This window comes from Nocardia asteroides, assembly GCF_021183625.1.
Taxonomy (GTDB): Bacteria; Actinomycetota; Actinomycetes; order Mycobacteriales; family Mycobacteriaceae; genus Nocardia; species Nocardia asteroides_A.
Window position 1 is genome coordinate 506,653 of record NZ_CP089214.1, and the last position, 25,136, is coordinate 531,788.

Genomic DNA, 25,136 nt, shown 5'->3' on the forward strand with positions numbered 1-25,136 from the left:
GCGTGGCTCAAAAATATGTAGACCAGTCAATTAAGGAGCTTCTTGTGGCCGACAGTATCGTCTTCGGCGCCGCCGGGTTCATCGGTGGCGCGCTCGTCGCCCGGTTGCTGGACGAGGGCCGGACGGTGATCGCCGCGGTGCGGCCGGGTAGTGAACCCCGGGTGCGTATCCAGCATCCGGAGCTGACCGTGGTCGCCGCGGACATCACGAAACCCGATCTCGGACTGGCGGATTCTCTGGATGTCCAGGACGTCTACAACTGCGCCGCGCGCTTCGCCTTCGGCCTCGATTCCGCCGATGCCAGGGCGGTGAACGTCGACGGCGCGGTGCACGTGCTGGAGTGGGCGGCGCGGCTGCCCGCGCTGCGCAGGCTGGTGCACGTGAGCGGGTATCGAGTGTCCGTTCCCGGGCATCGGCCCGACTACCGCGCGGGCGCGTACGAGGCGTCCAAGACCGAGGGTGATCGGGTGCTGTGGCAGCGGGCCGGGGAGCTGAATGTCCCGGTCACGGTGGCGAATCCGAGTGCGGTCCTCGGTCCGGGGCAGTACATCGGCCTGGCCGAGATGGTGCGCGACCTGTGGCAGCGGAAGCTGCCCGCCATCCCGGGCGGGCGGCGCACCCTGGTGCCGATCGTTGAGCTCGGCTACTTCGCGGAGTTCCTCGCGCGGATTCCGGAGTACCCCGAGACGGCGGGTGCCGCCTACACCGTGCTCGACCCGGACAGCCCCGCACTGCCCGACCTGATCCGTTTCCTGGCAGCGCATCTCGACGTGCCCGCGCCGCGCTTCACCGTTCCGTTGGGGGTGTTGCGGCGATTGCCCACCGTGCTCACCGGGGTGGATCGGGAACAGCTGGCCTTCCTGTCCGAGGATCGGTACGACACCTCCGCCGCGGAAGCGTTCGCCGAGCGGGCGGGGCTGGTGATGCCGCCGGTCGAAGAGGTGTTGCGGGCATGGGCAGATCATCTTGTGGACAGCGGGTTCGGGGAGGAAGGTACGCGAATGTCATCGGTGGTGACGAAGTCGAGAAGTTCGTGAGCCGGGCCGGCGATCACGCGCGAACGCGGGCCCGTGTGGTGACCACGCGCCTGCACGCCCCCAGCGCCGTTTCCGGCCCTGGGGATGCTCAGTGATCACGCGCTGCGCGACCTGGTGGACGCGGCTGCGCCGATCGGCGCCGGTATCGGCGGGAAATCGGCGCTGCTGGAGGTCGACGGCACTTCGGTCTTCGTGAAGCGCGTGCCGCTCACCGACCTGGAACGGCGGCCCGAGCACGTCCGGTCGACGGCGAACCTGTTCGATCTGCCGCTCTTCTGCCAGTACGGTATCGGCCGCATCGGCTCGCCGGGCTTCGGGGCCTGGCGCGAACTCGCCGTCCACACCATGACGACGAACTGGGTCGCAGAACCTGCGCGAATGGCTCGGTGCGGGCGGCCGGGCGATCGCCGTGGTGGAGCGGGAACTGGCCGCGGGCGCCGATTTCATGAACAGCCGCGGGCTGCTGCACCTCGACGCGCACTTCGAGAACATCCTGACCGACGGGCACCGCCTCTACTTCACCGACTACGGCCTCGCGCTCGGCACCGGGTTCGACCTCTCGCCCGAGGAGACCGCGTTCTTCGACCGCAACCGGAGCTACGACCGCGGCTACACCGCGAGCTACCTGGCGAACTGGCTGGTCACCGCGCATTACGGGCAGCAGGACCGCGCCCGGCTGCTGCACGCCTTCGCCGAGGGGGAGCGGCCGGAGGGCGTACCCGATGAGGTCGCGGCGGTCCTGCTCCGGAACGCCCCGTTCGCCGCGGCGATGTCCCCCTTCTTCCGCGGGTTCCTGGACGAGAGCCGCGGCTTCCCCTATCCGGACCGGGAGGTCCGCCGCCTGCTGAGCGGGACGGCGATGTGAGAGGGTGACCCTTCACGCGTGGATCTCGGAGGAAAACTGTGGTGGAAGCGGCATTCGATGTGGCCGGGCTGGTGGGGTATCGCTACCGTGCGGACGACTTCTACGAGGTGGGGCGGGAGAAGATCCGCGAGTACGCGCGGGCGGTCCAGGACTTCCACCCGGTGCACTGGAGCGAGGACGCCGCCGCCGAGCTCGGGTACCCGGGGCTGATCGCGCCGACCACCTTCATCTCCACCGTGGCCATGCTGGCCAATCGCAAGCTCCTGGAGACCGTGCTGGCCGGGTACGCCGTGATCGTGCAGACCGACCAGGTCTTCGAGATGCACAAGCCGGTGCTCACCGGTGACCGGCTGGTCAGCGACGTCGAGCTGTCCTCGGTGCGCCGGATCGGCGGGAAGGACCTGCTCACGATCACCAATACGTTCAGCGATCGGGCCGGCGAGGTCGCGCAGGTCATGCACACCACCGTCGTGGGGCTGACCAGCGAGGACGTCGCCGCGGACGTCGGCGGGGCGATCGAGCGGGTGATCATGAGCGGGCTCGGCACGACCTCCGTCGCCGACGAGCCGGCCGGCGCCGCCGAAGAGCCGCGCCTCTCGCTCGAGTCGCGCACGCGCACCCCGCGCACGGCGATCCGCTTGCACGATGTCACCGCAGGGGACGAACTGCCCGCCCGGACCGTGCAACTGACCCGCGGTGACCTGGTGAACTACGCCGGGGTCTCCGGGGACGCGAACCCCATCCACTGGCACAACGGGATCGCCGCGCTGGCGGGGCTGCCCGACGTGATCGCGCACGGCATGCTCACCATGGGGCTCGGCGCTGGCTTCGTCACCGGCTGGCTCGGCGACCCGGGCGCGGTGCTCCGCTACGGAGTCCGGCTGTCGAACTACACCGTCATCGAGGCGCTCGAGGCCGGGACGGTGGAGTTCACCGGGCGGGTGAAGTCGATCGATGCCGAGGCCGGGACGGCCGTCGTGGTCATCATCGCCAAGTCGGCGGGGCGCAAGATCTTCGGGCTCGCCACGGCCGAGGTCCGCCTCGCCTGAACACCTCCACCCTATGTGCCATTGACAAATGGCACATAGGGGGCTGATGCTGTTGAGCATGACAACCCCACGGTCGACGGTGACCTCGCGGGCCAGGCCGGTCCCGGCAGCGGCATCGCTGCGCAGCCGGGTCGCGGCGGAGCTCTCCGCCCGCAGCCTGCGGCACCTGAACGGCGCACTGCCGCTCAATGCCGCCGGGATCTTCGCGGGCAGGCAGATCGTCGCCGGGCTCATGGCGGCGTTCGGGCCGGTGCTGCCGGGCACGAAGGTGCGGCAGGTGCGCGAGCCGGGGGTGCGCGGCGAGTGGGTGCGCGCCGCGGGCGTCGCCGAGGGGGCGCGCGCGATCTACTTCATCCACGGCAGCGGCTACGTCATCTGCTCGGCGCGCACGCACCGCGGCCTCGCCTCGCGGCTCTCCGCGGCGACCGGGCTGCCGGTCTTCGTCGTCGACTACCGGCTCGCGCCGGAGCACCGCTTCCCGGCCGCCGCCGACGACATCGCCGCCGGGTACGCGTACCTGCTCGGCAGCGGTCACCGGCCGGGCGATCTCGTGATCGGCGGCGACTCGGCAGGCGGTCACCTCGCGCTCGACCTGGTGCTGCAGCTGGCCGAGCGCGGCACGCCGCAGCCCGCGGGCGTCTTCTGCTTCTCGCCGCTCATGGACCTCACCTTCGCGCTCGCCGAGGAGCACGACCGGGCCCGCCCCGACCCGATGGCGCCCGCGACCACCGGGCGGCCCATGCTCGCGCTGTACACCGAGGGCCAGCAGCTCGACTCGCCCCGGCTGCGGCTCACGGCGCGGCAGGGCGCGGTGCTGCCGCCGTTCTTCGTGCAGGCCGCCGCCGAGGAGATGCTGGCCGGCGACGCCAGGCACCTGCACACCATGCTCACCGCCGCCGGGCAGCGCTGCGAGCTGCAGCTGTGGCCCGGTCGCATCCACGTCTTCCAGGCGCTGCCGCTGCTGGTCCCCGAGGCCACCGCCGCGCTGCACCACACCGCGACCTTCGTCGCCGCCGCCCTGGCCGGGGCCGACACCCCGATCGCCCGCCCGGCCTGACCCCGCACCGACAGGAGAACCGTCGTGGACTTCGACTCCATGCTCGCCAAGATCAAGGCCAAGCAGTGGGCGCTGGCCGATTTCGACTGGGACGCCCCGGGCGCCGAACTCATCGATCCCGCCCTGCACGCCAAGCTGAAACCCTTCATGGCCGACCTCATGTGGATCGAGAACGTCGGCGCGCGCGGCTTCGCCGCCATGGCCACCAAGGCGCCCACCGAGACGCTGAAACAGATCTACCGCTACTTCCACGCCGAGGAGCAGCGGCACGCCAATGCCGAGCTCGCGCTCATGCGGCGCTGGGGCATGCTCGACGGCGACGAGATCCCCGAGCCGAACATCAACGTCAAACTGGTGATCGACTTCCTGGACAAGCACGCCGACGAGATGTCGCTGTCCTTCCTGGGCACCGTCATCCCGATGCTCGAGGTGGCGCTGGACGGCGCGCTGATCAAGTTCGTCACCGACGAGATCGAGGACCCGGTGGCGCAGGAGGTCTTCAAGAAGATCAACGCCGACGAATCCCGGCACCTGGCCACCGACTACGCGGTCATGGAGCTGCTCGGGCACTCGGGGGCGCGCAAGCTCGCCATCGAGCTGGTCGGCGGCTGGGCCAAGCCGTCGTTCATCGTCGGGGTGCTCAGCTACGTGCCGCTGCTCAACAAGATGCGCGACAACATCGTCGCCATGGGCGTGGACGAGGAGAAGCTGTACTCGGCCATGCGCAAGTTCAAGCAGGTCGGCGAGCGGATGCCGCAGGCCAACCGGGTGCCCATGTACCGGATCGTGAAGATGCACGGCGACTGGGTGATCGACCGCGACCACCCCTACCACCTCTTCGCGGACGCCATGGTGAAGCTCACCGCCCGGATCCCGCAGCGCTTCCTCGCCAAGCAGCCGAGCTGGTCGCAGGAGCTCACCTACGAGCCGGTCGCGTGAGCGGCGTGACGGCCCTGCCCGGGCGCGGCGGCTCGCCGCTGGACGCGGTGGTGATCGGCGCCGGGTTCGCTGGCATCGGTGCCGCGATCAGGCTGCGGCAGAAGGGCATCCGCAATGTCGCGGTGCTGGAGCGGGACAGCAGGATCGGCGGCACCTGGCGGGACAACACCTACCCCGGCGCCGCCTGCGACATCCCGTCCCGGCTCTACTCCTACAGCTTCGCGCCGAACCCCGACTGGTCGCGGACCTACTCCGGCAGCGCCGAGATCCTGCGCTACATCGAGCACATGGCCGACGAGTTCGGCGTGCGGCAGCTCATCCGCTTCGGCCACACCGTCACCGGGATCGCCTGGGACGAGCCGAGCGGGTTGTGGGAGGTGTCGCTCGCCGACCAGCCGACGCTGTGGGCGCGCAGCGTGGTGCTGGCCTCGGGGCCGCTCGCCGAGCCCGGCTACCCGGACATCCCCGGACTGGACCGGTTCGAGGGCAAGGTCGTGCACAGCGCGCGCTGGGACCACGAGTACGACTTCGCGGGCAAGCGGGTCGCCGTGGTCGGCACCGGAGCCAGTGCCGTGCAGATCGTGCCGGAGCTGGTGCGGCGGGTGGAGTCGGTGCGGGTCTTCCAGCGCACCGCGGGCTGGGTGCTGCCCCGGCTGAACCACCGGACCTCGCCACTGCTGCGCGAGCTCTACCGGCAGATCCCGGCGGGCGAGAAGCTGGCGCGGGAGGCGTGGTTCTGGGGGCACGAGTCGGTGGCGCTCGGCGTGGTCTGGAATTCGCCGCTGACCAGGGTGGTCGAGTCGGTGGCGCGGGCGCACCTGCGGGCCCAGGTCCGCGACCCGTGGCTGCGCCGCCAGCTCACCCCCGACTTCCGGGCGGGGTGCAAGCGGCTGCTCATGAGCAGCGAGTACTACCCGGCGCTGCAGCAGCCCAACTGCAAGCTCGTCACCTGGCCGATCGCCGGGATCCACGCGAACGGCATCCGCACCGCCGAGGGCATCGAGCACCGCGCCGACTGCCTGGTGCTCGCCACCGGGTTCGAGGTCTCCAAGCAGGGCACGCCGATCCCGGTGCGCGGGCGCGGCGGCCGCGAGCTGGCGGCCGAGTGGAGCGGCGGGGCCTACGCGTACAAGAGCATCACCGTGGCCGGCTACCCCAACCTGTTCCTCACCTTCGGCCCGAACTCCGGGCCGGGGCACAACTCCGCGCTGGTCTACATGGAGGCGCAGCTCGAGTACCTCTCCGAGGCCATCGGCGTGCTGCTGAGCCGCGACCTGCGCGGGCTCGAGGTGCGCCGGGAGGTGCAGGACCGGTACAACGCGCGGCTGCAGCGCAGGCTCGCCTCGACCACCTGGAACTCCGGCTGCCGCAGCTGGTACCTGACCGAGGACGGCTTCAACGCCACCATGTACCCCGGGTTCGGCACCCAGTACGTGCGCGAACTGGCGATCGTCGACCTGGACGACTACGTGCTCACCCCGCGGCAGCCGGTTCGCGCCGAGCCCGGGATCGCGGTGCCGTTCGGCTAAGGTCGAGGCCGGGTAGCGGGGCGACGGAAGGACGGCGGGTGATGGCGGAGTACCGCATCGATGATCTCGCCAGGGCCGCGGGCACCACCTCCCGCAATGTGCGCGCGTACCAGGAGCGCGGCCTGCTGCCCACCCCCGCCAGGCGCAGCGGGCGCGCGCTGATCTACGACGACTCGCACCTGGCCCGGCTCAAGATCATCGACGCGCTGCTGCAGCGCGGCTTCACCACCGGGCACATCGCCGACTTCATCATGAGCTGGGAGACCGGCAAGGACCTCACCGAGATCCTCGGCCTGCAGCACGCCGTCACCGCCACCTGGGGCAAGGCGGGCGACCCGGTGACGGTGCCGCGCGAGCTCGTGCACGCCTTCCTCGGCGGCGACGACGACCGCCCGGTCGCCGACCACGACCTGCACCGGCTCGCCGAGCTCGGCCTGGCCCGGATCGACGACGACCTGGTCGAGTTCACCCGCCCCGAACTGCTGGACACCTTCGCCGCCCTGCACCGCTACGGCTTCGACCTGCACCGCCTCATCGACGTCTTCGCCGCCATGATGCCCAAGGTGGAGGAGATCGCCCGGCTCATGATCACCACCGCCGAGGAGCAGATCGTCGCCCAGCACGGGCCCGGGTGGCTTCCCGACTCCGCCGCCGAGATCGCGGCGACCACCGCGCTGCTCGAGCACCTGCGTGAGCTCGGCATGAGCGTCGTGCAGAGCACCTTCGCCCAGGCGCTGGAGCAGGTGCTCCGGGCGGAGCTGGGGGCGTATCTGGAGGTTGCGGCCGGGAATCGGGTCGGGCGCGTCAATATCGAGTGACAGCGGTGGGTGGGGGCGGCACACTCGCGCTCATGGCGGCCAGGGCCGCGCTGCGGCTGGAGTGACTGGCAGGATGCGGGCGGTGCGTATCGAGCTGCTCGACCTGCTGTCCAGGCACAACGGCCCGATCGACCCGATTCCGGTGCCGGAGCGCTACTTCGCCGAGTACGCGGAGCGGCTTCCCGATCTCGTGCTCGATCTGTGGCGGGAGCTCGGCTTCGGCGGGTTCGGGGACGGGCTGCTGTGGGCCTGCGATCCGCATCGCTGGCAGCCGATCGTGGACGCGTGGCTGGCGAGCGTCGCGCTTCCCGCCGAGTACACCGGCGATCAGATTCCGATCTTCCGGACCGCCTACGGCAAGATCTACTGCTTCCGGCCCGGATTGGGACAGAAGATCGAGATCGACCCGCTCTTCTCCGGCGTCCACCTGTTCCGGCCGGAAACGCTACCCGGGGAACGGTGGATCGATAGGGGGATCACCGACCTCCTGACCTTCCCGGACGGTCAGTTCCTGGTCTACGCCGACCACCCGACCGAGGGCTTCGATATGCAGGAGGACCTGTTCGAGCGGATCGTCGAGCGGCTGGGGCGCACCTCGCACGACACCGTCTACAGTTTCGCGCCGCGCATCCAGGAGGACGGTGCCATCCGTGCCGAGCACGCGGTGCTCGCCGACGCCACCACCGAGCTGGCCGCCCTGCTCGCGCTCCAGGAACCCGAAGTCACGCTCGACTGAGCGGAGCCTCTCCGCGCCGGGTGCGGAAATTTTTCGCCATCACACCGCGGCGGCGAAGGCGTCATAGGCCGCAGGGCCGAACAGGACGAAACGCACCTCCCGCACCGCGGTGTCGGCGGCCCGGACGGCCCCGATCGCGATGCGGGCACCGTCATCGATCGGCCAGCCGTAGACCCCGGTGGAGATGGCGGGGAAGGCGACCGTTCGCGCACCCAGCTCGTCCGCCACCCGCAGCGACTCGCGGTAGCAGGAGGCCAGCAGCTCCGATCGGTCGTCCTGCGCCGACCACACCGGCCCGACCGTGTGGATCACCCATCGCGCGGGCAGATTCCCGCCGGTCGTCGCCACGGCCTTCCCGGTCGGCAGCCCCTTCCCGTACTGCGACGCCCGCAGGTCGCGGCACGCGGACAGGATCGCCGGACCGCCCTTGCGATGAATGGCCCCGTCCACGCCCCCGCCGCCGAGCAGCGAGGAATTCGCCGCGTTCACCACCGCGTCCACATCCTGCTCGGTGATATCGCCCCGGACCAGCACGAGTTCGACCATGAGGCCATTGTCGTCACTTCCGGCGGCGAGGCGAAATTCGGCCGATCAGGTGGCCGGTCATCGAACCGCCTCGCCCGTCGATCGCACATTCTCGGTCGGGCCGCCGAACGCGATCCGTCAAACCGGTCCGGCTCTCGGACGACGTCCGGGCGGCCATCGGCGTGCAGTTGCTGGTTGATCACGCCCGGCGCGTCGGCCTCGTGCGGCTCTGCCCGGCGAACCTCGAAAGCACCGGCGCCGGAACGATGAGCCCCGAGTGGGAACCGAGCCGAGTTCGCTCCGTCCGGGAGGGCTGTCGGCGACCGCGGTCTCCCGTCCCCGCCACCACCGAGCAAGCGGATTCAGGCGCAGAACACTAGTCCGCGTCCGCTTCGTGGCCGGGCTGCGCGACATCGCGTGGCGTCCACGCGGCGCGCCGCGCGATCGCGGCCAGCTCCGCGGGATCGGCGACCGCGTCCGCCGGGTTCTCCGGCCAGGTCTGTACCTGTTCGGCGGCCCAGTCGGCCCACCGCGCCACCATGGCGTAGAACTCGGTGAAGAACGCCCCGGCGAGCATGGTGTGCGCGGCGCGGTATTGGAACAACCCCTGCCCCTGCGCGTACTGCTCCGCCGCGGCCAGGTTTTCGACGTTGCGCTGCTCGGCCCAGCTGTGGGCGGCCGCGATCGTGCGCAGGGCGTCGTCCTTCGTCCCATGGTCGGCGAAGCCGAGTTTCACGAGTTGCTCGAACTCGAGGACCGGCCCCGCACCGGGTTCCCGCAGCCACCGGGCGAGCGCGGCGCGCCCGGCGTCGGTGATGGCGTAGATCGTCCGCGGGCGCCGCCCGACGATGTCGTCCTCGGCCGTGGCGAAGCCCAACGCCACCAGCTTCTTCGGCTCCTCGTACAGCCTGCTCTGGGCCCGGGGCCAGATCCGGCCGAGACTGCGCTCCATCTGCCGGGTCAGCTCGTAGGTGCTCCAGGGCTGCACGGCGAGCAACCCCAGCACGGCGTAGCTCGTACCGGTCATGCGCGGGCTTGACATCTCGTCTCCTCGAACTCATATTTACTCTCATTGAGAGTACTCCCATTGGGAGTATCCGTGAGCGGAAGGATACCGGGATGGCCGGAGTGGGTGCGGCGCGCAACGCCGAGCAGGTGGCTGCGTGGGACGGGGAGGAGGGCGCGTACTGGGCTGCCAACCACGAGATCTTCGAGGCGGTCCTCGACCGCTACCAGCCCGCGTTCGACAGGGCCGCGGCGATCGAACCGCACCACCATGTCCTCGATGTCGGTTGCGGCACCGGCGCGGGTGCCCGAGCCGCCGCCGCTGCCGCGTCCCGGGGTCGCGTGCTCGGCGTCGACCTCTCCACCCGGATGATCGAGGTCGCCCGCCGGCTCGCCACGCAGCCCAACATCGCCTTCGAACGCGCCGACGCCCAAATCCACCCGTTCGGCGAGTGCTACGACGTGCTGATCAGCCAGACCGGGGCCATGTTCTTCGACGATCCCGACGCCGCCTTCGCCAACCTGCGCCGCGGCCTGCGCCCCGGTGGACGCATGGCCCTGCTGACCTGGCAGCGCCCCGAGCACCAGGAATGGCTCCGGGAGTTCTCCCTGGCGCTGACCGGACTCGAGCCGCCCGAACCCGCCGCAGGCGTACCGGGCCCGTTCTCGCTCAGCGACCCCGACCACGTCACCGCGCTGCTCGACCACGCCGGATTCAGCGACATCCGGATCACCGGCCTGCGCGAGAGCACCACCTACGGTCGCACCGTCGAGCAGGCCCACCGCTTCCTGGCGGGGTTCTTCGGCCGGATGCTCGACGGCCAGGAACCCGATCGGCGCGCCGCGGCACTCGACGCGCTGCGCGCCACGATCACAGCACACCGGACCGAAGACGGAATCCGCTTCGACTCCGCCACCTGGCTCATCACCGCCGCACGCCCCTGAGCCGCGCGCACTGCCACCGGAAAGCGAGTACCACCTTGTCCACTCCCTCATCCGGAGCCGCCGTCGTCTTCGTTCCGGGAATGGCCGGGCACGCCGGGGAGTTCGACGCCATGGCCCGCGGCTGGGTCCACGGCCCCCACCTGTGCCTCGACCCGATCTACGGCGAATTCACGATCGCGGGTCAGGCCGCCCGCGTCGCCGAAGCGGCCCGCGCCGCCGGGTTCACCCGGTACCTGGTACTCGGTCACAGCCAGGGTGGAGTCGTCGCCCTCGAACTCGCTCGGATGTATCCGGACGTCGTCGTCGCCGTCGTGATCGTGGACGCACCGGTTCTGGTGCCCGCGCCGATCCGCACCGCGCTGAGCCTCTTCGCCGCGCTCCTGCACACCCCGATCGGCCCCGCCCTGCTGCGGGCCTTCGTCCGTGCGACCTTCACCGCGGCCGACGCCCCCGAGCACCGAGCCGGTGTCCTGCGACGGCTCGCCGCTGTCGCGCACTCCGACGCGCGCCGGGTCGTCGCCGCGGCTTTCGGGTTCCGCGCGATCGACGCCTTCGCCGCACTCACCGTGCCGAGCGCGTACCTGCGCGCGGAGATCCCGACCCGCCTGGACCGGCTCCCCGTCGGCGTCAGGGGGTACGACGTCAGCGGCGCCGGGCACTGGGTCCACCTGCACCGCCCCGACCGCCTTATCGCCGTACTGGAAGAACTCGCGGCCGTGGGGACGTGAAGCGGCGCTACGGAGCGACGGGCTCCGCCGGGATTGGTCTCCGCACAGCCTGTTTCGACGAACTCGTTGCCGGTGCCGAGGCTGTGCGTTCGGTCATCGCCTTAGCGAGATCGGCGGTGAGCCGGGCGATCGTGGCGCGTGCGGTCGCGGTGTCGGGGTATCTGATCCGCAGCGCGAGCCCGGAATCGGTGCGCGAGAACCAGAACTGGGCGTCGTCGGCGCGGCCGACGGCCGAGATGTGCCTGGCGCCGATGGCGTCGTGGTGCGCGGCGCCGGGCAGCGTGCGGTAGTCGATCCAGGAGACCATGAAGATGTCGCCGCGGCGCAGCGCGAGCCCGCCGAGGTGCGGCAGCACGGCCCCGAGCGGCAGGGTGCCGAGCGGGATGGCGGCGCGCACGGCGGCGGCGGAGGCCCGGGTGGCCGCGGCGGGGTCGGGCAGGGCCGGGATCTCGACCGGCACGTTGGTGGTGAACCAGCCGAGCGCACCGCGCCAGCGCTCGTCGTGCCTGGTGTGCATGGGGAAGACCAGGCGCAGCCGGTCCGGGCCGCCGCCGGTGTGCGTGGCGTGCGCCAGCGCGGCGAGCGCCCCGGCGAACGGGCGGGCGCCGAGTTCGCGGCACCACTCGTCGAAGCGCTCGGCGCCCGCGCCGTCGAGCAGCACGCGCAGCTCGACCGCCTGCGGCGCGGTCTCCCCCGGCGCGACGCCCAGGTCCAGCGGGAACTCCGGCGGCCGGACCTCGCCGGGGCCGAAGAAGGAGCGCCACCCGCGCAGCCGCGGGTCGTCCGGCGCCACCGCGAGCCGCGCCTGTTCGGCGCAGTGGTCGACGAAATCGCCGGTGGGCGGCAGGGTTTCGCCATCGTAGAGGCGGCGCAGGTCGTCGATGACGAGCGCGATGGAGTAGCCGTCCACGTGGGCGTGGTCGAAGGCGCAGAGCACCGTGGCGACGTCCGGCCGGTCGATCACCCCGAGCAGGTACGACGGGTGCCCGAAGGCGCCGCAGCGCTCGTCGAGCAGCGCGGGCAGCGCCGACACCGGGACACCGGGGAGCCGGTGCATGACCGCGGGCACCGGGTGCCGCAGCCGGACCGGGCCCGGCTCGAAGGAGCTGCGCAGCGTGCCGTGCCTGGCGATCAGCGCGCGGTAGGCACCGGCCAGCCGCGCGTGGTCGACCGGGCCGGGCACGTCGAAAACCGCGGCGAGCCAGATGTTCCCGCCCCCGGCGAGGTGCACCGCCTGGTTGAACGACGGCGGGACCGGCGAGCGTTCCCCCGGCCCGGACTCCGGACGGTACTCGACGAAGGTGCCCGGCGCGGGGGCGAAGCGGTCAGCGGTGGTGACCCGCACCGATCACCTCCCGCGGGCGGATCGCACGATCACCGTCCCTGGCGACCTCGGCGAAGACCTCGCGCAGCCGCGCGTGGTAGGGCGCGAGCGCCGCCTGGGCGGCCGGGGTGCCCGGGCTCTGGCAGCCGAGGTAGAGGTGGCGCCGGTCGCGGTTGATCCAGAGCGAGGCATTGCCGGTCGCGCCCTCGCCGGTGAAGAGCATGCCGTGCTCGTACTCCGAGCTGCCCGCGCCGGGAAAGCGGCGGAAGTCGATGTAGGAGAGCATGTTCGGGCTCGCCGCCACCTTCGCCGGGTCGGCACCGGACATGAGCAGCGCGGTGATCACCGACTGCACCGGCGCCGCCGCCAGCCGCAGCGCGCGCTCGTAGCCCGCGTGCGCGTGCGCCAGCAGCTCCCGGAAGGTGCCCGCCGAGCGCACCGGGAAGGCGACCGGCGCGAAATTGCAGAACCAGCCCTGCGACAGCAGGTAGTCGCCGCGGTCCCTGGTGCTGGTGACGATCATGCCGTAGTAGTCCGGCTTGCCCGCGATCTCCAGGTCGGCGACGGCCACCGCGGCGAGCACGCCGGCGACGAAGCGCACGCCCTCGGACTTGCAGACGGCATCGAAGGCGGCGGTGCCGTCGGCGTCGAGCAGGTCGAACTCGATCGGCCGCATCGGCGCGGTTTCGCCGGGGGCGAGCCCGAGATCGACCGGGCAGCTCGGCAGCGCGCCGTCGTTGTGCCGCACGATCTCCAGCCACTCGGCGATCTCCCGGCTCTCCGGGCCGAACTCCGCGGCCAGCGCGTGCTCGGCCGCGGCGTACTCCGGGAAGCCACCGGCCGGCGTGCTGGTGAACGGGCCGAGCGCGGCCCCGGTGGCCTCGGCCCGGTACAGCTCGAGCAGCTCGGGCAGCACCAGCGCCTGCGAGATGCCGTCGCTGAGCGCGTGGTCGCAGCCGTAGTACAGCGTGAACGACCCCGGTCTGCGCACCGCGCCGACCGCGAATCCCGGGTACGAGGTCACGATCGCCTCGCGGGAGAACCGGGCCAGCGCGTACTCGCGGAACGCCGCACCGCCCTCGGTCTCCCCGATGGGACGCACCTCGAAGGCGACCGCGCTCTCCGGCACCCGCATCCTGGTGACGGCGCCGTTGTCCACCTCGAGCCAGGTGCGCAGCCCGGCGTGCCGCAGGGAGAAGCGCTCGACCGCGCGGCTCATGGCGGTGGCCTCCAGCTCACCGGCCACCTCGGTGGCGGTGGCCAGGTAGGCGTGGTGCTCGCGGCCCGCGTGCTGCCCGGCCGCCACCCCGCGGACGTGGTTCTCCTGGAGGAAGGAGGCGCGCCCCGGGTCGGGCTCGGCCCGCGGCGGACCGGCCGGGTGCCATTCGAACACGCTGCCCGCGGGCGGGTTCCAGTTGGCGAGGGCGGTGATGATCACCCGCGCACCGCCATGGCGGGGACCGGCAGCTCGCCGGTGCTGGCGACGGCGCCGAGCAGCTGGGAGACGGTGTTGATGAAGCGGTGCACATTGGCGGCCGCGACCTCGTTGCTCGGGAAGCGCGCCGAGATGGCGAGGCCGTCCGGGGAGCGCGCGATCCAGAAGTACACCTCGTCGTCGGAGGTCTCGCCGCTGCGCAGCGGGCGCACCGCCCAGCGGCGCCACTCGGCGGCGTCCGGGACCGCGCGTACGTCCAGGTAGGAGACGACGAAGCGCGGCACCGACGGATTCCCGAGCAGGTGCGCGACCCGGGGGTACGGGTAGCGGGCCAGCGGGCGGGCGGTGCGCACGGCGGTGGCGGCCCGGTCGAGCACGGCGTCGAAGCCGTCGGCGCCCGCGCTCTCGATCCGCACCGGAGCCAGCCCGACGTACCAGCCCATGGCGTGCACGTCGCCCGGCTGCTGCCTGGTGTGCATGGGCATGGCGAAGTCGAGGGTGTCGGTACCCGCCAGCGTGCGCGTGGCCGCCGCGACCGTGGCCAGCACACCGGTCTGCACCGAGTGGCCGGCGGCCCGGCAGCGCGCCTCGAAGGCGGCGGCCTTCTCGGCCGTCAGCGACCAGGCGGAGAGGCCGCTCTGGTGCCTGCCCGGGGTCGGCCTGCGCGGGGAGACGATGTCGAGCGGGAAGCCGGGGAAGCGATCGCCGCAGCGGCGCAGGAACTGCTGCCAGCCGCGCACGGCCGGGTGCGCGGGGGTCAGCTCGTCGCCGTAGCCGCGCTCGATGCCGCCGTAGTCGACGCAGCTGCCGACCTCGGGCAGCGCGGCGGGCTCGCCGGTGCGCACCTCGCGGTAGAGGCGCTGGATCTCGCTGATGGCCAGCATCATCGAGTACGCGTCCATGACCGAGTGGTCGGCGCCGAAGACCAGCAGGAAGCCGCCGCCGGGGCGGGCGGGGACCGGGTCGGTGACGGTGGCGAGCAGGCAGTGCGGCCAGCGCGTCGGCGCCAGCCTGGCCTCGAAGAAGTCGGTGATGTGCTGGTAGACGCGGGTTCCGGTGCGCAGCGCGCCGACGTGGCGCGGCGTGACGTCGACCTCGTCGGCGCGGACGCCGTACCGGTTCCAGAGGGGGGCGCCCTCGGCGCCGGGGCGCACCGTGGTGCGGAAGGTCTCGTGCCGGGCGATCCAGCGCCGCAGCGTCTCCCGCAGTGCCTGCTCGTCGTAGCGATCCGGGATCTCGAAGATGGTGCCGAGCCACGAACCGGGTCCGGAATCGGCCTGTCTTCGGGCGCAGTGCTCCTCGTGGATCCAGCTCAGCGGCCGATCGTCCGGACGCCACGGATCACCCGGTACGGCGGGCACCCATTCGGTGAGGGTGCCCGCGGGCAGCGGGTAGTCGGCAAGCTCTGTGAATTCCATCTGGAAGACGCCCCATTCATTTTGCTGACCGCATGCTGACAACGACGAGAATGTACGTAAAAAGCCCTTGTTTCGAAAATCGCTACTCTGCAGCCCCTGTGCCGACACCTGATCCGCACACCGTTGTCAGCGTAGGGGGACCACCCCGGAACCCTCTCACCGACCCCGAGTGGCCTTCATCACCATCAATATTTTCGGACATACTGCCTGGTAGTGGTTTCGGGGCCGATCGAACTGGCTACGGTCGGCTGTTCAAAAATTTCTTTTGTGTGAACTCGCGGTTTCACCCATCCAGGGTGGGAGGCGTATCGAATCACGGATTGCTCAGCACTTTGCCCCAGCCCATTGCGGATCATATGCTGGCGCAGCGCTACGCAGTGTCGCGAGCGATTTCGAGCAATGAAGTACTTTAATTCCGACACTCGAGCGAGCAGGGGGTAATCATGTCTGGCGTCCCGGTTCCCGCCATCGAAACAACGGGGCTGTCCAAATCTTTCGGCGCTTTCCGGGCCGTGGACGGTATCGACCTGACGGTCCCGTCCGGAAGTGTGTGCGCGGTACTCGGCCCCAACGGGGCGGGCAAGACCACCATGGTCCGGATGATCGCGACGCTGACCCGGCCGGATGCCGGGCGCGCGGCGGTCTTCGGCTACGACGTGGTGCGCGAGGCGACCGCGGTGCGCTCGCTGATCGGGCTCACCGGGCAGTACGCCTCGGTGGACGAGGAGCTGACCGCCCGGGAGAACCTCGCCATCTTCGGCAGGCTGCTCGGCCGCTCCGGCCGCGCGGCACAGCACCGCGCCGACGAACTGCTCGACGAGTTCGGGCTCACCGACGCGGGAAACCGCGCGCTCAAGCACTTCTCGGGCGGCATGCGGCGCCGCCTCGACCTGGCCGCCAGCCTGGTCGCCCGGCCGCCGCTGCTCTTCCTGGACGAGCCGACAACCGGACTCGATCCCCGAACCCGCGCGCAGATGTGGCACACCGTCCGCGATCTGGTACGAGAGGGAACCACCGTCTTGCTGACGACGCAGTATCTGGACGAGGCCGACGAACTCGCCGACCGGATCGTGGTCATCGACCACGGCCGCCTGGTCGCCGACGGCACCGCCGACGAACTCAAGGCCGGGATCGGCACCGCCACCCTCACCCTGCGGGTGCCCGACCCGGACCTCACCGTCGCCATCGGGGTGGTGCACCGCTTCCTCGGCGACACCGCCGCGGTCTCCGCGGGCGAGGGCAGGCTGGCGGTCCCCGCCATCAGCAACGCCCGGCTCCCGGAGCTGCTGATCGCGCTGCGCGACAGCGACGTCGACGTGCTCGAGGTGGCGCTGGCCAAGCCGAGCCTGGACGAGGTCTTCTTCGCCATCACCGGCAGCAGGCGCCCGGCCGTCGCGGAGCCGGTGTGACCGCGGCGCCGCTCGCGCCGGCGAGCGCTCAGCTCCGGCCCGTCGTCTCCAACCGCATCTCGCTGCGCGGGTCGGTCGACCACGCGCTGGTCATGGCGCGCCGCGGGCTGCTCAAGATCCGGCACAACCCGCAGGAGCTCTTCGACGTCATCGCGCTGCCGGTGGTCTTCACGGTCATGTTCTCCAGCATCTTCGGCGGCGCCATCGCCGGAACGGTGACCGGCTACCTGCCGACGCTGATCCCCGGCGTGCTGGTGCAGGTCACCATAGCGGCCTCGGTCGGCACCGGGGTGAAGCTGCGCGAGGACATGAACAAGGGCGTCTTCGACCGGTTCCGGTCGCTGCCGATCGCGCGGATCGCGCCGCTGGCGGGCTCGCTGCTCGCCGACATGGTGCGCTACGCGGTGGCCACGGCGATGACCGTCGCCGTCGGGCTGCTGATGGGGTACCGCCCGGCCAGCCTGGCCGGGCTGCTGGCCGCCTGCCTGCTGGTGATGGTGGTGGCCTTCGCGCTGAGCTGGATCTTCGCGCTGATGGGTGTCCTGATGGACAAGCCGTCGACGGTGCAGGGGGTCTCGATGCTGGTGCTGATGCCGCTGACCTTCGTCTCCAACGCGCTGGTCCCGGTGGACACCATGCCGGGCTGGATGCAGGCGTTCGCGCACGTGAACCCGGTCTCGCACCTGGTCTCCGCGGTGCGCACGCTGGCCGACACCGGGCGGGCGAGCAGCGAGATCGCGACCTCGCTGCTCGGCGCCGTGCTCGTGCTCGCGGTGATGGCCCCGCTCACCGTGCGGGTCTACATGCGCAAGGCGTGATCAGGGAGCGGGCCGGTCGGCGTGGTTCTCGCCACGCCGCAGCATGTTCCGCAGCCCGTAGGTGCCGGTGCGACGATCGTAGGCGCGGATGAGCAGCAGCCGCGCCGCGTGCAGGACCACGATGGACGGCACGTAGACGAGCGCCGCACCGGCCGCGAGCCCCCAGCGCCTGTGCAGCAGCAGGGTGCGCGGCAGGCAGGCCATGTACCGGACGAAGGCCGGGACCCCGGTCTCCATCCGGCGCGCCGCGACGCCGACGGTCAGGTTGTTCAGGAAGGCGTTGCGGCCACCGATCTCGGTGACGCAGAGCCCCATGTCGACATCCTCGAAGACGTCGCGGCGCATGGCGACCGAGCCCCGGATGGCAGCCCAGGTCTCGGCGCGCAGGATCATGTTCGAGCCGTAGAGCACCGGCACCTGCTTCACGCCGTCCGGATCGCGTTCGCGCAGCCGGTTCTTGGCCCGGCCGACCCGGTCGCCGTAGGGCAGCCCGTACGCCTCGCCGCGCCCGCAGGCCGCGGCCCAGTGCCCGGCGGTGTCCGCGGCGAAGAACTCGACCACGGTGGCGGCCCAGTGCGCCGGGATCCTGGTGTCGGCGTCGATCCGGGCGAGCAGCGCGCCGGTGGCGGCGTCCAGCCCGCGGTTACGCGCGTGCACCAGCCCCTGCTGCTCCTCGCGCACCAGCACGACCTGCGGGAAGCGCTCCGCGTAACCGCGCACGATGTCGGCGGTCTTGTCGGTCGAGTTGTTGTCGACCACCACGATCTCGGTGATCGCCCCGAGCTGGGTGGTGAGCCGGTCGAGACACTCGCCGATCACCTCCTCCTCGTTGTATGCCGGTACGACCACCGACAGCGTGCCCGCCTGCACCGCATCCCCTCTCGATCGGCGGGTGGCCACCTCGGCCACCCGTTCGGCGATCCGCACCGCCCGCTCCGCCGCCGCGGCGGGCGGGATCAGCGCTGCCGCCGCGCGCGCCGCGGCCGCCGCCCGCTCCGGGCGCAGCACATCGACGAGCGCGGACTGTAGCCGCTCCGGCGTCAGCCCGGCGACCGGGATGGCCGTCCCGGCGCCGAGCGCGCGCAGCCTGCGACCCCAGAGCGGCTGGTCGGCGCCGTGCCAGCAGATCAGCGCCGGACGTCCGGCGCGCAGCCCGGCGGCGACGGTCCCGGCGCCACCGTGGTGCACCAGCGCGACGCAGCGCGGAAGCACCGCCGCGTGGTCGACGCTGCGCACCACCCGGATCCGGTCGCCGTGCGGCGCGAACTCGGTGCCGTCGAGCCCGCCCCAGCCGGAGACCACCAGCACGCGCAGCCCGAGCTCCGCGGTGACCAGGGCCAGCGTGCGGGCCAGTTCCGGCGGATCGGCGACGGTCATGCTGCCGAAGCCGACGTACAGCGGCGGCGGGCCTGCGGCGAGCCAGGCGTCGAGGCCGTCGTCACCGGTGCCCGGGTCGACGAGCGCGCGGGTCTCGGGCGCGAGACCGAGGAAGCCGGTGAGCGGCCGGGCCGGACCCCACTCCTCGGCGAGGCCGGGGAAGAGCAGCGGGTCGTAGGCCTGGATCTCCGGAACCCCGGCGATCCGGCCCGCCGCGGGGCCGACCGGCGCGGGCAGCCCGAGATCCGCCGCGAGCGTCCGCTCGGCGCCACGAATTCCCAGCCACAGCAGCTGTTCCAGCGCGGTCCAGCCGACCCGGTGCACCGCGGGCGGGAGCCCGTCCGCAGGCAGCAGCGAGACCACGCCGTTGCGGCGCAGTGGGCAGTAGTGGACCGGCAGGTATGGAATGTCGAGCGCGGTGGCGACGTTCAGCACCCGCTCCTGCCCGGCGCTGCCGCCGATCAGCACATCCGCGCCCGCGGCGAGCTCGGCCAGCTCGCGCTGCGTCCGCCTGCCGTCGCGCAGCGTGAGCTCCGCGATCGCCCGCAGCCGGGTGCGCGGGTTCGCCGATTTGAGTTGCCGTCGCACCAGTTCCGAGCCGAGCAGCGCACCGGTGTCGGCGCCGAAGGGGTGCGTCTCCAGCCCGGCGCCGCGGCCGAACTCGACCAGGTTGGGCGGGACCGCGAGCCGCACCGCGTGGCCCGCGCCCGCCAGCGCGACGCCGAGCGCGACCGCGGGCTGCACATCGCCCCGGCTCCCGGAGAACGCGAGCACGAAAGTCATCGAAGGCCCTCCTGGCACCTCGGAACCGGGACGGAAGAACCGTCAGCCTAACCACGGGCTCGGCAGCGCAGCGCGGCGGGAAGAGGTGCCGGTGCTCCTTCTCACAGCGACCCATACCCGCCGGGAGGCGAAGCGAATCTCCTGTTTGCCGAGGTGGTCGGCGGGCATGGCGCTGATCACATCCGGCCGAACCGAACCAGGCGTCCGCAACGAATACCACCTACAGTGCGGTCGATCCGACAGCAGGGAGATCCGGTGAAGTTTCTGCTCGCGTTCAACGGGACCCGCGGCGACGTCCAGCCCGCCGTGGTCGCCGGTGCGGAGCTGCAGCGGCGCGGGCACGACGTGGTGCTCGGGGTCCCGCCCAACCTCGTCGAGTTCGCCGCCGCGGCCGGGCTGGACGCGCGCCCGTTCGGCTACGACACCAGGGCGCACATGAAGTCCGAGCCGGTGCAGGCCGCGCTGCGCGGCGGCGGACCACGACAGCGGCTGCGCGCCCTCGCCGAGGTGCGCGACCTGGGCTGGGCGCAGGGCGTGCGGGACATGGGCGCGCTCGCCGACGGCGCGGACGCCATCGTCACCGGCTTCGTCACCGAGCAGATCGGGCTCGCCTACGCCGCCGCCCGCGGCGTGCCGGGCGTGCTGCTCCAGCACGCCCCCATCCGCCCCAACCGCAGCACCTTCCCGGTCCCCGGGGTCTCCCCCGCCCTGCCCGGCCCGGCGAAGGCCGCGGGCTGGTGGGCCGTCGAGACCGTCATGTGGGCGCTGACCCGCAACCGGCAGAACGCCCTGCGCCGCTCCCTCGGCGCACCCGGCCGCGCGCCACGCTCCCCGCGCGCCGCCGCGGAGATCCAGGTCTACGACCCCGCGCTCTGCCCCGAGCTGGCCCTGGAGTGGGCGGGCACGCACCGGCCCTTCACCGGCTTCCTCGACCTGGCCGCCGAGCAGCGCGCCCGGATCGGCACCGACACCGGCCCCGAGCTGCTGGCCTGGATCGAGCGCGGCGACCCGCCGCTCTACGTCGGCTTCGGCAGCATGCCGATCGCCGACCCGGCGGCCACGGTCGCCGCGGTCACCGCCGCCTGCGCGCACTTCGGGGTCAGGGCGCTGATCAGCGGCGGCTGGCACGACCTCCCGGTACCCGAGACCGAGACGGTTCGCGCGATCGGCAGCGTCGACCACGAACTGATCTTCCCGCGCTGCCGAGCCGTGCTGCACCACGGCGGTGCCGGGACAACGGCGGCCGCGCTGCGGGCCGGGGTGCCGAGCCTGATCGCCTGGATCGGCTCGGACCAGCCGTTCTGGGGGTCGGTCTGCGAGCGGTTCGGCGCGGGCGCCTCGACCAGGGCCAAGGGGCTCACCACCGAGATCCTGATCGACAAGCTGCGCACGGTCCTCGCCCCGGAGACCGCGGCGAGCGCCAGGGCGCTCGGTGCCCGGCTGATCGGCCCGGACGAGGCGCGCACCCGCTGCGCGGACGCCCTCGAGGCGAGCCTGCGCCGCACGACGGCGGGAGCGGGCGCGTGAGGACGCTGCGCGCGGCCCGGATGCAACCGGAGGACAGCACCTACTGGTTCGTCCGCGAGGCATTCGGCTGGTCGGTGGTGCTGCAGCTGGTCTGGCGCTTCCCGCGCCCGCCTGCCGAGCGAGCGCTCCGTGACTTCGCCGCCGGACTCGCCGACGGCGTGCTCTCCCGCCGCATCACCGTCCCGAGCGCCCCGCTGGCGCGGCCGCGCTGGCAGCACGAACCGCACGCCGCCGTGCTGCACACCGATCCGGGCACCGTCCCCGCGGGCACCGTCGAGACCTGGGCCGGAGCCGAACTCGGCGGCGCGCCGCTCGATCCCGAGCGCGGCCCGACCTGGCGGCTGCGCGGCACCCGGCTCGACGACGGCGGCTACGCGCTCTCGCTCACCACCCTGCACCTGGTCGCCGACGGCCGCACCATGGTCACCGCCGCGCTCGACGCGCTGGCCGGAACCGCCGCCGACCCGCTGGCCCGCCGACCCGAGCCGCGCGGGCTCTCCGACACCGTCGACGGCATCGGCGTGCTCGGCGCCGCCGGTCGCGGCGTCGCCAGGGCGGCCGCCGCCGCCACCCGAACCCGCTCCGCCGCACCGGAGATCGCCCGCACTCGGACACCGGCACACGAGCGCGCCCCGCTGGCCCGCCCCGCGTGGACCACCGTCACGGTCGCCGCCGAGGCATGGGAGCGGGCGGCCCGCGCGCACGGCGGCACCCCGAACACGCTCTTCGTCGCGGTGCTCGCCGGAGCACTGCGGGCCGCAGGCTACACCGGCCCGCTCAAGCTCGGCATCCCGGTGAGCACCCGCGCCGACGGCGACGAGGGCGGCAACGCCACCGCGGGCGTCTCGGTGCCGCTGGAAGGGGACCCCGCGCCCGGTGACGACCTCACCGCGCTGCGCCGGGCCTGCAAGGATGCCTTCACCCGGCTCGCCGCCGGAAACCGCACGCCCCTGGTGCATCTCACCCCGCTGCTCGGGCTGCTGCCCACCAGGGCCGTCGTGAAGGCGGTGAGCTCCGGCTCCGGCATGCCGGATGCCGTCGCCTCGAATCTCGGCGACTTCCCCGCCGAGCTCGCCCGCATCGGCGAGGTGACCGCGAGCGCCGTCGCCTTCCGCGGCATCGCCCAGGGCGTCGACCCGGCGCTGCCCTACCGCTTCGGCGACGGGGTGCAGTCCTGGCTGCTCCGCATCGGCGGCTCGATCACCTTCTCGGTCGCGGCATTCGACGAGCAACACTTCCCCGGCGGCACCCTGCGCACCCTGCTCGGGGCCGAGCTCGACCGCTGGGGCGTGCCGCGGGTGCTGTGGTGAACCGCCCCGACCCGGGCTCGACCGGCGGAGATGCGATCCCGCCGCAGAGCCACTACCCTGCGGGAATGGACCGTGTTGCCGGAGCAGACGAGTCATACCTCCTCGCCGAACGGCTTTTCGGGATGGCGGCGCCGATCCAGTACGCCTGGATCTTCCCCGCCGAGCCCGATCCCGCCGCGCTGGCCCGATTCGGGGATCAGCTGGCCGCCGGGCTACTGAGCCGCAAGGTGGTTCCCGCGGTGGTTCCGTTCGCCAGGCACCGCTGGGTGCGCTCGCCGCACCCGCCGGTGCTGCGCATCGAACCGGAGCCGGTGCCGGACGGCGAGATCGGCGCCTGGGCCGACCGCACCCTGCGCACCGCCGACCTCGACCCCGCCGCCGGGCGCGGCTGGCAGCTGGTCGGCACCCACACGGTGTCCGGGAAATTCGTGCTCTCCCTGCTGATCTCGCACATGGTGACCGACGGCCAGGGGCTCTACAACGCCTTCGCCGCCGCGCACGCGGGCACCTCCATGAGCGGCCTGCCCAGCGAGGACCAGGTGCGCGGCTGGCCGAGAGTCCGCGCCGACCTGAAGGATTCGCGCACCGCGCTCGGCGAGGCGGCGGCTTCCGCGCGCGTGATCGGCACCGAGCTGTGGCGCCGGCGCAAGGCCGCGAAGGCCGCCGAACCCGGAGCGAAGCCGGCCGCCGCGAAGGCGGCGCCGCGCTCGGGAACCGGCGAGTCCGGCTCCACCCTCGCCATCGTCGACGTCGACCGGAACGCCTGGACCGCGGCCGCGACCGCGGCGGGCGGCACCGGAGCCACCCTGTTCACCGCGCTGCTCGGCGGCCTCGTCCGCCGCTCCGGCTACCCGCTCGCCCCCGACGGGCTGCTCAAGGTCTGCATCGCCGTGAGCAACCGGGAGGACGGCGACGACCGCGCCAACGCCTCCGGCGGCGTCTGGATCCGGGTGCCAGGCGAGATCGGCCCCGACGCCGGGCTCGCCGAGATCCGCGCGCTGAGCAAGCAGGCCTTCATCGAGTACCGCACCCGCGACGACACGCTCACCGACAACCTGCAGCCGGTGGTCCGGCTGCTGCCCAAGGCGGTCATCCGCAGGCTCATGCGCGCGGTCCCCGGCCCGGACACCACCGTCTCCAACCTGGGCGCCGCACCGGACAGCGCCCTCGAGATCGGCGGACAGCGCGCCGAGTCCTTCGCCATCCGCGCCATCATGCAGGGGCAGTCCGCGGCCGAGCGGCGCAGGCAGGGCCCGGCCATCGCCGCCTGGGCGGTGGAGTACGACGACAAGATCACGCTCACCTTCTTCGGCATCGACCCGGATCACTTCGGCGACGCCGAGCAGCTGCGCAAGGCGATCGCCACCGAGCTCGACTCCTGGGGGCTCGCCGGCACGCACTGGTGAGGCTCAGCGCAGCCGGTGCCGCCGGGCGGCGAACTCCGCCCGGCGCCGCGCCGGGGTGGTGCCGGTCCACCGCTTGTAGGCGTGGATGAAGCTGGCCGCCTCCGCGTAGCCGAGCCGCACCGCGATCTCCTCCACCGAGTCCGTCGTCTCGGCGAGCAGCCGATCGGCCGTGGCGTGCCTGGCCTGATCCAGCAGCACCCGGAAGCTGGTCCCCGCCGCGGCCAGCCTGCGGCGCAGCGTGCGCGGGCTGACGCTGGCCCGCGCCGCCAGGTCCTCGAACGAGGGCGCGCCGCCGCCGGGCGCGCTCAACCGGGAGCGGAGCTCGCGCGCCAGCGCCGCCGCGTACGGGTCGCGACGGCGGGCAAGCAGCGCCCGGCACTGCTCGACGCAGCGGGCGTGCGTCTCGGCGTCGGCGTGCGGCAGCGGCCGGTCCAGCACCGCCACCGGGAAGTCGACCGAGCTGCTCGGCTGGTCGAAGCGGAGCGGGCGGCCCATGAGCCGCCGCAGCGCGTCGGCGTGCTCCGGCTCCGGGTAGGAGAGCCGCACCTCGCTCGGCAGCTCCGCCGCGCCCGCCATCTCCGCGATCACCGAGAAACCGGCCAGCAGGTCGCGCTCGATGATCAGCGGGCGCAGCTCCTCGGGGAGGCCGTGGTCCAGGTAGTGCACCCGCAGCAGCTCGGCATCCACCTCGATTCGGGCCCCGCCGAAGGCGTAGCTGAGCTCCCAGAACTCCACCGCCACCCGCAACGCCGCGCCCACCGTCGCGCTCGTCAGGCACGCGTAGCCGTACACCCCGAGCGTGCTCACGCCGTAGTACCGGCCGAGCGCGAGGCCGAGCGCGGGCGGGTTGTTCAGCCCGGACGCCAGGTTGCGCAGCGCCGTGAGCTCCTGTTTCGCCGAGATCACGGAGTCGGGGCCGAGCAGCTCCGGGGTGCGCACGCCGGTGCCCGCGAGTACCGCCGCGGGAGAAAGCCCGCGCTCCAGCGCGAACTCGACGATAATGGCGATCCCGAGCCCGGCGCGCGGGATCTCGGGTGCGATGTCCCCGGTCGCCCGGTACGGCCGCGGCCTTCCGATCGGCATGAATCGCACCCTA

General features: G+C 72.4%; 22 protein-coding genes. 15 read left to right on the forward strand and 7 right to left on the reverse strand.

The window, feature by feature from the left end; all coding sequences use genetic code 11:
- The first annotated feature begins 44 nt into the window (after positions 1 to 44).
- From LTT61_RS02605 to LTT61_RS02640, 8 genes are all read left to right on the forward strand, one after another.
- Positions 45 to 1,037: an SDR family oxidoreductase gene (locus LTT61_RS02605; RefSeq protein WP_233018309.1), complete on the forward strand. Its 993-nt coding sequence runs from the start codon at positions 45 to 47 to the stop codon at positions 1,035 to 1,037.
- Positions 1,038 to 1,446: 409 nt separating this feature from the next.
- Positions 1,447 to 1,902, forward strand: coding sequence for a hypothetical protein (locus LTT61_RS02610; RefSeq protein WP_233018310.1), 456 nt, complete (start codon positions 1,447 to 1,449; stop codon positions 1,900 to 1,902).
- A 38-nt stretch (positions 1,903 to 1,940) separates the two neighbouring features.
- The gene (locus tag LTT61_RS02615) at positions 1,941 to 2,951 is read left to right on the forward strand and encodes a fused (3R)-hydroxyacyl-ACP dehydratase subunits HadA/HadB (protein WP_233018311.1); all 1,011 of its coding nucleotides are present in this window, start codon (positions 1,941 to 1,943) and stop codon (positions 2,949 to 2,951) included.
- Between the two features lie 58 nt (positions 2,952 to 3,009).
- Positions 3,010 to 4,008 (forward strand): alpha/beta hydrolase, encoded by a 999-nt coding sequence (locus LTT61_RS02620; protein ID WP_233018312.1) that lies wholly within the window; start codon positions 3,010 to 3,012, stop codon positions 4,006 to 4,008.
- A 39-nt stretch (positions 4,009 to 4,047) separates the two neighbouring features.
- Positions 4,048 to 4,947: a ferritin-like domain-containing protein gene (locus tag LTT61_RS02625; protein ID WP_233021308.1), complete on the forward strand. Its 900-nt coding sequence runs from the start codon at positions 4,048 to 4,050 to the stop codon at positions 4,945 to 4,947.
- Positions 4,944 to 6,476 (forward strand): flavin-containing monooxygenase, encoded by a 1,533-nt coding sequence (locus LTT61_RS02630; RefSeq protein WP_233018313.1) that lies wholly within the window; start codon positions 4,944 to 4,946, stop codon positions 6,474 to 6,476. The genes LTT61_RS02625 and LTT61_RS02630 overlap by 4 nt, the downstream gene beginning before the upstream one ends.
- A gap of 41 nt (positions 6,477 to 6,517) precedes the next feature.
- On the forward strand, positions 6,518 to 7,294 hold the full coding sequence (locus LTT61_RS02635) for a MerR family transcriptional regulator (protein ID WP_233018314.1): 777 nt from the start codon (positions 6,518 to 6,520) through the stop codon (positions 7,292 to 7,294).
- Positions 7,295 to 7,376: 82 nt separating this feature from the next.
- Positions 7,377 to 8,030 carry a GAD-like domain-containing protein gene (locus LTT61_RS02640; protein ID WP_233018315.1) on the forward strand — a complete coding sequence of 218 codons (654 nt, stop codon included), beginning with the start codon at positions 7,377 to 7,379 and terminating at the stop codon, positions 8,028 to 8,030.
- A 39-nt stretch (positions 8,031 to 8,069) separates the two neighbouring features.
- Here LTT61_RS02640 and LTT61_RS02645 read toward each other — a convergent pair whose 3' ends face one another.
- The gene (locus tag LTT61_RS02645; protein ID WP_233018316.1) at positions 8,070 to 8,576 is read right to left on the reverse strand and encodes an O-acetyl-ADP-ribose deacetylase; all 507 of its coding nucleotides are present in this window, start codon (positions 8,574 to 8,576) and stop codon (positions 8,070 to 8,072) included.
- A 355-nt stretch (positions 8,577 to 8,931) separates the two neighbouring features.
- Positions 8,932 to 9,597 carry a PadR family transcriptional regulator gene (locus LTT61_RS02650; protein ID WP_233018317.1) on the reverse strand — a complete coding sequence of 222 codons (666 nt, stop codon included), beginning with the start codon at positions 9,595 to 9,597 and terminating at the stop codon, positions 8,932 to 8,934.
- 77 nt (positions 9,598 to 9,674) lie between these two features.
- Here LTT61_RS02650 and LTT61_RS02655 point away from each other — a divergent pair, with 77 nt between their 5' ends.
- Both LTT61_RS02655 and LTT61_RS02660 read left to right on the forward strand, forming a co-directional pair.
- Entirely contained in the window at positions 9,675 to 10,505 is an 831-nt protein-coding gene (locus LTT61_RS02655) for a class I SAM-dependent methyltransferase (protein ID WP_233018318.1), read from the forward strand.
- Between the two features lie 35 nt (positions 10,506 to 10,540).
- Entirely contained in the window at positions 10,541 to 11,233 is a 693-nt protein-coding gene (locus LTT61_RS02660; protein ID WP_233018319.1) for an alpha/beta fold hydrolase, read from the forward strand.
- Positions 11,234 to 11,240: 7 nt separating this feature from the next.
- Here the strand turns inward: LTT61_RS02660 and LTT61_RS02665 are convergent, their stop codons facing one another.
- From LTT61_RS02665 to LTT61_RS02675, 3 genes are read right to left on the reverse strand one after another with little or no spacing between them, the layout of a single operon-like run.
- Positions 11,241 to 12,578 (reverse strand): peptide synthase, encoded by a 1,338-nt coding sequence (locus tag LTT61_RS02665; protein WP_233018320.1) that lies wholly within the window; start codon positions 12,576 to 12,578, stop codon positions 11,241 to 11,243.
- Positions 12,559 to 13,995, reverse strand: coding sequence for a condensation domain-containing protein (locus LTT61_RS02670; protein WP_233018321.1), 1,437 nt, complete (start codon positions 13,993 to 13,995; stop codon positions 12,559 to 12,561). Before LTT61_RS02670 ends, LTT61_RS02665 begins: the two co-directional genes overlap by 20 nt.
- Positions 13,992 to 15,410, reverse strand: coding sequence for a condensation domain-containing protein (locus LTT61_RS02675; RefSeq protein WP_233018322.1), 1,419 nt, complete (start codon positions 15,408 to 15,410; stop codon positions 13,992 to 13,994). Before LTT61_RS02675 ends, LTT61_RS02670 begins: the two co-directional genes overlap by 4 nt.
- Positions 15,411 to 15,853: 443 nt before the next feature.
- Between LTT61_RS02675 and LTT61_RS02680 the strand changes: the two genes are divergently transcribed.
- Entirely contained in the window at positions 15,854 to 16,819 is a 966-nt protein-coding gene (locus tag LTT61_RS02680; protein WP_233018323.1) for an ATP-binding cassette domain-containing protein, read from the forward strand.
- Positions 16,816 to 17,637 carry an ABC transporter permease gene (locus tag LTT61_RS02685; RefSeq protein ID WP_420094732.1) on the forward strand — a complete coding sequence of 274 codons (822 nt, stop codon included), beginning with the start codon at positions 16,816 to 16,818 and terminating at the stop codon, positions 17,635 to 17,637. The genes LTT61_RS02680 and LTT61_RS02685 overlap by 4 nt, the downstream gene beginning before the upstream one ends.
- Here the strand turns inward: LTT61_RS02685 and LTT61_RS32795 are convergent, their stop codons facing one another.
- Complete coding sequence (locus LTT61_RS32795) at positions 17,638 to 19,797, reverse strand: glycosyltransferase (RefSeq protein WP_332909223.1); 2,160 nt, start codon at positions 19,795 to 19,797, stop codon at positions 17,638 to 17,640.
- Positions 19,798 to 20,052: 255 nt separating this feature from the next.
- Here LTT61_RS32795 and LTT61_RS02700 point away from each other — a divergent pair, with 255 nt between their 5' ends.
- The 3 genes from LTT61_RS02700 to LTT61_RS02710 all read left to right on the forward strand — a co-directional run bounded on the left by LTT61_RS02700 (position 20,053) and on the right by LTT61_RS02710 (position 24,040).
- Positions 20,053 to 21,324, forward strand: a complete 1,272-nt coding sequence (locus LTT61_RS02700; protein WP_233018324.1) for a glycosyltransferase — start codon at positions 20,053 to 20,055, stop codon at positions 21,322 to 21,324.
- Positions 21,321 to 22,634 (forward strand): hypothetical protein, encoded by a 1,314-nt coding sequence (locus LTT61_RS02705; RefSeq protein WP_233018325.1) that lies wholly within the window; start codon positions 21,321 to 21,323, stop codon positions 22,632 to 22,634. The genes LTT61_RS02700 and LTT61_RS02705 overlap by 4 nt, the downstream gene beginning before the upstream one ends.
- A 65-nt stretch (positions 22,635 to 22,699) precedes the next feature.
- A complete protein-coding gene (locus LTT61_RS02710) occupies positions 22,700 to 24,040 on the forward strand; it encodes a hypothetical protein (RefSeq protein ID WP_233018326.1) in 1,341 nt (446 codons plus the stop codon).
- 3 nt (positions 24,041 to 24,043) lie between these two features.
- Here the strand turns inward: LTT61_RS02710 and LTT61_RS02715 are convergent, their stop codons facing one another.
- Positions 24,044 to 25,123 (reverse strand): AraC family transcriptional regulator, encoded by a 1,080-nt coding sequence (locus LTT61_RS02715; RefSeq protein ID WP_233018327.1) that lies wholly within the window; start codon positions 25,121 to 25,123, stop codon positions 24,044 to 24,046.
- Positions 25,124 to 25,136: the final 13 nt, after the last annotated feature.